Annotated in this window: 4 protein-coding genes; 1 reads left to right on the plus strand and 3 read right to left on the minus strand. The window is 76.1% G+C overall.

The window, feature by feature from the left end:
- Positions 1–1,151: CHAT domain-containing protein (locus EBN88_RS28075; protein WP_147472877.1), on the plus strand; the 1,151-nt coding region annotated here is incomplete at its 5' end.
- Positions 1,152–1,160: 9 nt separating this feature from the next.
- On the opposite strand, the gene EBN88_RS28080 is transcribed toward EBN88_RS28075, so the two are convergent.
- The 3 genes from EBN88_RS28080 to EBN88_RS28090 form a co-directional block, all read right to left on the minus strand.
- Positions 1,161–1,952, minus strand: coding sequence for a GntR family transcriptional regulator (locus EBN88_RS28080; RefSeq protein ID WP_122399841.1), 792 nt, complete (start codon positions 1,950–1,952; stop codon positions 1,161–1,163).
- 72 nt (positions 1,953–2,024) lie between these two features.
- Entirely contained in the window at positions 2,025–5,096 is a 3,072-nt protein-coding gene (locus EBN88_RS28085) for a BTAD domain-containing putative transcriptional regulator (RefSeq protein ID WP_122399842.1), read from the minus strand.
- A 129-nt stretch (positions 5,097–5,225) separates the two neighbouring features.
- Positions 5,226–5,594, minus strand: a complete 369-nt coding sequence (locus tag EBN88_RS28090) for a hypothetical protein (protein ID WP_122399843.1) — start codon at positions 5,592–5,594, stop codon at positions 5,226–5,228.
- Positions 5,595–5,729 lie beyond the last annotated feature (135 nt).

Genomic DNA, 5,729 nt, shown 5'->3' on the forward strand with positions numbered 1-5,729 from the left:
TCCGCGACCGCGACCCGGCGCTCGCCGCCGAACTCGCCGGGGCCCCCGGGCCCGACCGGCCCGGCGCCGCCACCGCCGAGGCCGAGTCGCCGGGCCGCGTCCTGGACCTGCCCGAGCGCGCCGCGTTCCTCACCCGGCCCGACCCCGACCCGACCGCGCTCGACCTGCCGGGTCCGGTCGCGGTGCTCAACCTCAGCCAACTCGGGGGCCACGCCCTCCTGTTGCGCGACCACCGACTCACCGTGGTCCCGTTGCCCCGGCTCGACGCCCGGGAGGCGGTGGAGCGCTGCGTCGCGTTCCTCGACGCGACCGCCGGCGTGAGCGCCCCGGCGCGCACCCTCGACGAGCGCCGCGCCGCCGGGCGGACCGTGCGGGAGACCCTCGTGTGGCTGTGGGAGGCCGTCGCCGCACCCGTGCTCGAAGCCCTCGACCCGCCGCGCGCCGACCCGCCGCCCCGGCTGTGGTGGTGCCCGACCGGGGTGCTCACCGCGCTGCCCCTGCACGCGGCGGGCGACGGCGAGCGCGCCGTTCCCGACCTGGTGGTCTCCTCCCACACGCCCACCCTCGCCGCCCTCGCCCGCACCGGCCAGCCCCAACGCCCCACCCCGCGCCGCCCGTTGATCGTGGACGCGGCGAACGCCCACGACGAGGTCGCCGCGTTGACCGAGCTGATGCCCGAGGCGACGGTGCTGAGCGGGCCGGCCGCTACCCGCGCCGCCGTCCTGGCCGCGCTCCCGAGGCACGGCCGGGCGCACTTCGCCTGCCACGCGACCGTTGACCCGATCCACCGCGAGGCCAACCGCCTGCTGCTGGCCGACGGCGCCCTGACCACGGACGACCTCGCCCGCCACCCGGTCGACGCCGACCTGGCCGTCCTCGCCGCCTGCGCCACGGGGTCGGGCTCCCTCGACCTCCAGGACGAGGCCCACCACCTGGCCACCGCCTGCCAACTCGCCGGCTACCGCTCGGTGATCGCCACCCTGTGGCCCGTCACCACCCGCCAGTCCGCCGAGTTCGCCCGCCTCCTCTACCCCCACCTCCGCCACCCCACCCCACCGGCCCTCGCCCTCCACCACACCACCGCGACCCTCCGCTCCCGCTACCCCAACAGCCCCTGGCTCTGGGCCCCTTACGCGCACCTGGGGGAGTGAGGGGTGCGTTCACCACCGGTTCAGCCGGGTCACGAAGCGGAGGCGGGTGCGGTCCGCGGGGAGGGTGATGCGGGAGAGTTCGACGGTGCGGCCGTCGGTGGCGACGGAGCGCTGGCACAGGCGGATCACGGGTGCGCCGGGCGCCAGCCCCAACTCATCCGCCTCCGCGCGAAAGGCCGGGCCGACGCCCGTGACCTCCTCGACGATCCGGTCCAACTCGATGCCCACGGTGCCTAGTTGGTGCTGTGTGCCACCCGGCCAGGGCTCCCTGGTCTCGTCCAGCAGCGCCGGGTTGTCCGCGACCCACTCCCGCACCAGAAACGAGCTGGTGAGGTTGAACGGCGCCGACTCCCGCCCGTACCGGGTGCGGTAGACCCGTTCCACCAGCGCCGTGCCCTCCGGCACCCCGAACGCCTCCGCCAACCCCGCGTCGGCGACCGCCTCGTGGTAGCGCGCGGTGAAGACCAGCTCGTCCATGGTCAGCCCGGTGTCCCGTTCGGTCACCCCGGTGCCGGCCCGCACCTCCCTGGGCTGCCGGGCGCGGTCCTTCTCCCACTGGTGCCGCTCGTTGGAACGCACCACGGCCCGGCGCGGCGCGCGGACCACGAGGCCGCCGGCATCGCCTGGCCCGACCCAGCCCTCGGCCGTCAACGCGGCGAGCGCCGACCGTACCTCCGCCGCCCCCGCGCCCCAGCGCCGCCCCAACTCCTCAGCTGCCGGCAGTGCCTCCCCCACGGCCCACTCACCATCCCGAACCCGCCGCCGCAACCCCTCGGCGAACTCCCGATCGCTCACCGACATCCCACGCACGCCTCCCAGCCAGGGCCCACCGGGAACGACGCGCACGCCGCACCGGTACGGTTTTGCCCCAACTTATCCCCGGCGCACCGTCGGGAACGGCCGCCCCTCCGAACGCCCAACGCGCCCCGCGAACGCCCGCTCCCCCAGCCCCTCCCGTCCCGCCAGGTCGGCGAGCGCGGACCGCACCTCGTCCGCCTCGGTGCGCTGCCCCAGCGCCTCGTGTCCGCCGACCGCATCCCGCCCGTGCGCCCGCGCCGCCTCCGTCTCGCCGCGCCGCGCGTGCAGCGCCGCGAGGGCGGCGTGGGCGGCCGCCGCGCCCGCCCGGTGACCGGCCTCGGTCGCCACGTCCAACGCCTCCCGGCGCGTGGCCAGCGCCCGTGCCAGGTCGCCGGCGGCCGCCTGGCTCGCGGCCAGCTCGTCCAGCGCCTCCAGCAGCGTGTGCCGGGAACCGATCGAACGCGCCACCGCCAGCGCCTCCTCGTGGCGGCGCACGGCCTCCGCCGGCTGGTCGGCGCTGCGGGCGACCACGCCCAGCACCCGCAGGCAGTCCACCTCCACGGCCCGGAAGCCGTGTTCGCGCGCCAGCGCCAACCCGTCCACGGCGTGCGCCCGCGCCTCCGCCTCCCGGCCCGTGAGCAGCGACAGGTCGGCGAGCCCGGTGAGCGCGTTGGGGATGTGGATCAGGTCCTCGTGCTCGCGGCAGAGTTCCAGCACCCGTGCCAGGATGCCCAACGCCTCGTCGGGGCGCCCCATTTCCTTCAGGCAGCGGGAGACGTTGACCATCGGCGCGCGACGCAGCGGCCAGGGTCCGTCGGGGCTGACCAGCGCCAGGGACGCCTCGAACTCGGCGACGGCGGCGTCGAGTTCGCCGCGCCGCCCGTGCGCGACGCCGAGGTTGTTGCGCACCGCCGACTGCCACTCGGGCAGCCCGGCGCGCTCGTAGGCGGCGAGCGCCGCGCGCAGGTGGTCGAGCGCCGCCTCGCCGTCCAGGCCGAGTTGGTCCATCGTCTTGCCCAGGTTGTTCCTGGCGCGCGCCTCGGCGAGCGGGTCGCCGAGCGCGCGGGCCGCCGACAGCTCGCGGGTGTAGAGGTGGAGCGCCTCGTCGGGGAAGCCGCCGAGGAAGAGGTAGCGCCAGAGCGTCTCGGCCAGGTCGAGCGTGCGTCGTGGACCGCTGATCCTGGCGAGCGCGAGCAGGTTGGCGCGCTCGGCGTCGAGCCAGTCGCGGGCCGATTCGGGCGAGTCGAAGCGGGGCGCCTCGCCGGGCCAGTCCGGCGCGGGCGGGCGGCGGAACGTCTCCTGCGGCACCAGGACGTCCATGGCGGCGGAGGCGGTGGACAGGTAGTAGTCGGACAACCGGCCCAACGCGGCCATCCGTTCGTCCGCCGGGCCGTCCAACTCGGTGGCGTAGGCGTGCAGCAGATCATGCAGGCCGTAGCGGCCGGACGGGGAGCGCTCGACCAGATGGCCGCGCACCAGGGCGTCCAACGCGCGCCGCGCCGCGCGCCGTTCGAGCCCCGCGAGCGCGGCCACCGCGTGCTCCTCCAGATCGGGGCCGGGGTGCGCGCCCACCATCCGGAACACCAACGCCTCGTCCGGCGCCAGCCGTTGGTAGGACCAGGAGAACACCGCCCGCACCGCCGTCTGCGGGTCGTCGACGTCCAGCAGGTCGAGCGCCCCGCGCCGCCCGGCCAGCGAACCGGCCAGGGCGGCGACCCCGCCGGGGCCTCGGTGCGACCGCACCAGCTCGGCCGCGATGCGCAGGGCCAGCGGAAGCCGGGCGCAGCGCTCGACCAGCGCGTCCACCGCGGCCGCCGGCTCGGTCGCCAGCCGCTCCTCGCCGAGCAGGCTCCGCAGCAGCTCGCGCGCCTCCACGGCGCTGAACCGGTCGAGCGCGACCCGCCGCGCGCCCTCCCTGACCACCAGGCCGGTCAACGTGTCCCTGCTGGTGACCAGCGTGACGCAGGACGGGCTGCCGGGCAGCAGCGGCCGCACCTGCGCCACGTCGGCGGCGTTGTCCAGCAGCAGCAACATCCGCCGGCCGTCCACCAACGTCCGGAAGCGCGCCGCCCGTTCGTCCAGCTCGTGCGGGATCGCCGAGCCGGCCATGCCCAGCGCGCGCAGGAAGCCGGCCAACACATCCTCGGGGGCGCGGGGTTGGTCGGGGCCGTAGCCGCGCAGGTCCACATAGAGCTGGCCGTCGGGGAACCGTTCCCGCGCCCGGTGCGCCCAGCGCACCGCCAGCGCCGTCTTCCCGACGCCGGCGGTCCCGGCCACCGCCGTGATCAGCACGGGCACGGGCGCGGACACCCGCGCGTCCAGCTCGGCCAGTTCGGCCCCCCGGCCGACGAAGCCCCCTATGTCGGCGGGCAGTTGGTTGGGCGCGGGCTCGGGCGAGGCCGCCGCCAGGCGGTCGGGCGGCGCCGCGCCCGACCGCACGCGAGCGACCACCTCCCGCAGCTCCGCACCCGGTTCCAGACCCAGCTCATCGGCGAGGCACCGCCGCGCCCTGCGGTAGGCGGCCAACGCCTCGTCCCGCCGGCCCGCCCGGTGCAGCGCGGTCACGAGCAGCTCCGTCAGCCGCTCCCGCAACGGGTGCGCCCTCGCCAACTCCTCCAGGCCGTCGACGAGTTCGGCGCCGGCGCCGCAGGCCAACTCGGCCCGGTACAGCGTCTCCCACGCGACGAGCCGCCGCTCGGCGAGGCGATCCGCCCATGCGCACAGCTCGGGAACGTCCGAGTCGGCGAACGGCGCGCCGCGCCACAGCGCGAGCGCGGCCCGCAGCGTCTCGACCGCCCGCGCGGGCTCCCGCTCCACCAGCCCGACGGCCCGCGCCACCAGCGACTCGAACCGCTCCGCGTCCAACTCCCCCTCGTCGACGCGCAGTCGGTACCCGTTCTCGACGCGGGACAGCCGCTCAGGCCCGTCGAGGAAGCCGCGCAGCCGGTGCACCTGGAGGTGCAGCCGCTGACCGGCCCGCTCGTCCGCGCGCTCCCCCCACAGCGCGTCCACCAGCACATCCGCCGGCACAACCTGACCGGCCCGCGCCAACAACACCCCCAACAACGCCCGCCGCAGCCGCCCCGCCACCCCCGGCGGCCCACCACTCCCCCGAACCTCCAACGGCCCCAGCACCAGAAACTCCATCGCACTTCCCCCCGAGTCGGGTCACCACACCACGGTCCTCCGCCCAGCCCCGACCACAAGCCTGTCAGGTGTGGCGGAGCCGGGGCGACCTCGGTGACCGGGCGACCTCGGGACGGAAAGCCCGCCGGATCACGCCCCCGGCATCCCCAGCGCCTCCGCGATCGCCCGCCCCGTCTCCGCCGCCGTCAGGTACGGCCGGGCGTCGTGGGCGTGGGTGCCGTTGTGGACGCGGACATCGCGGACCGCTTCGCCGAAGGCCGGCGCCAACTCCGGGACGAGGGCCACGACATCGCTCCCGTCGGCGACGTTGGTCCACGCCCGGACGGCGCCCGGCCAGCGGGCGCGTCCACTGAGCGGCGCCGGGTCGAGGCGGTCCAGCACCAGGTTGCGGATGCCCAGCGGCGAGCCCAGCGTGACCAGCGTCAGGTCCCGGTGGCGCCGCTCCGCGCACAGCGCCTCGTACGCGACGACCGTGCCCAGCGAGTGGGCCACGACCACCCGGGTCTCCTAGGTTCTTTCGTTTGGATCATCGTGCGGACCAGATGAAGATGCCTGCGATGTGGAGTCCGGCGAGGTAGATGGTTGCGGTTTTGTCGTAGCGGGTGGCGAGGCCGCGCCAGTGTTTGATGCGGT

The organism is Streptomyces triticirhizae, assembly GCF_003696235.1.
Lineage (GTDB): Bacteria > Actinomycetota > Actinomycetes > Streptomycetales > Streptomycetaceae > Streptomyces > Streptomyces triticirhizae.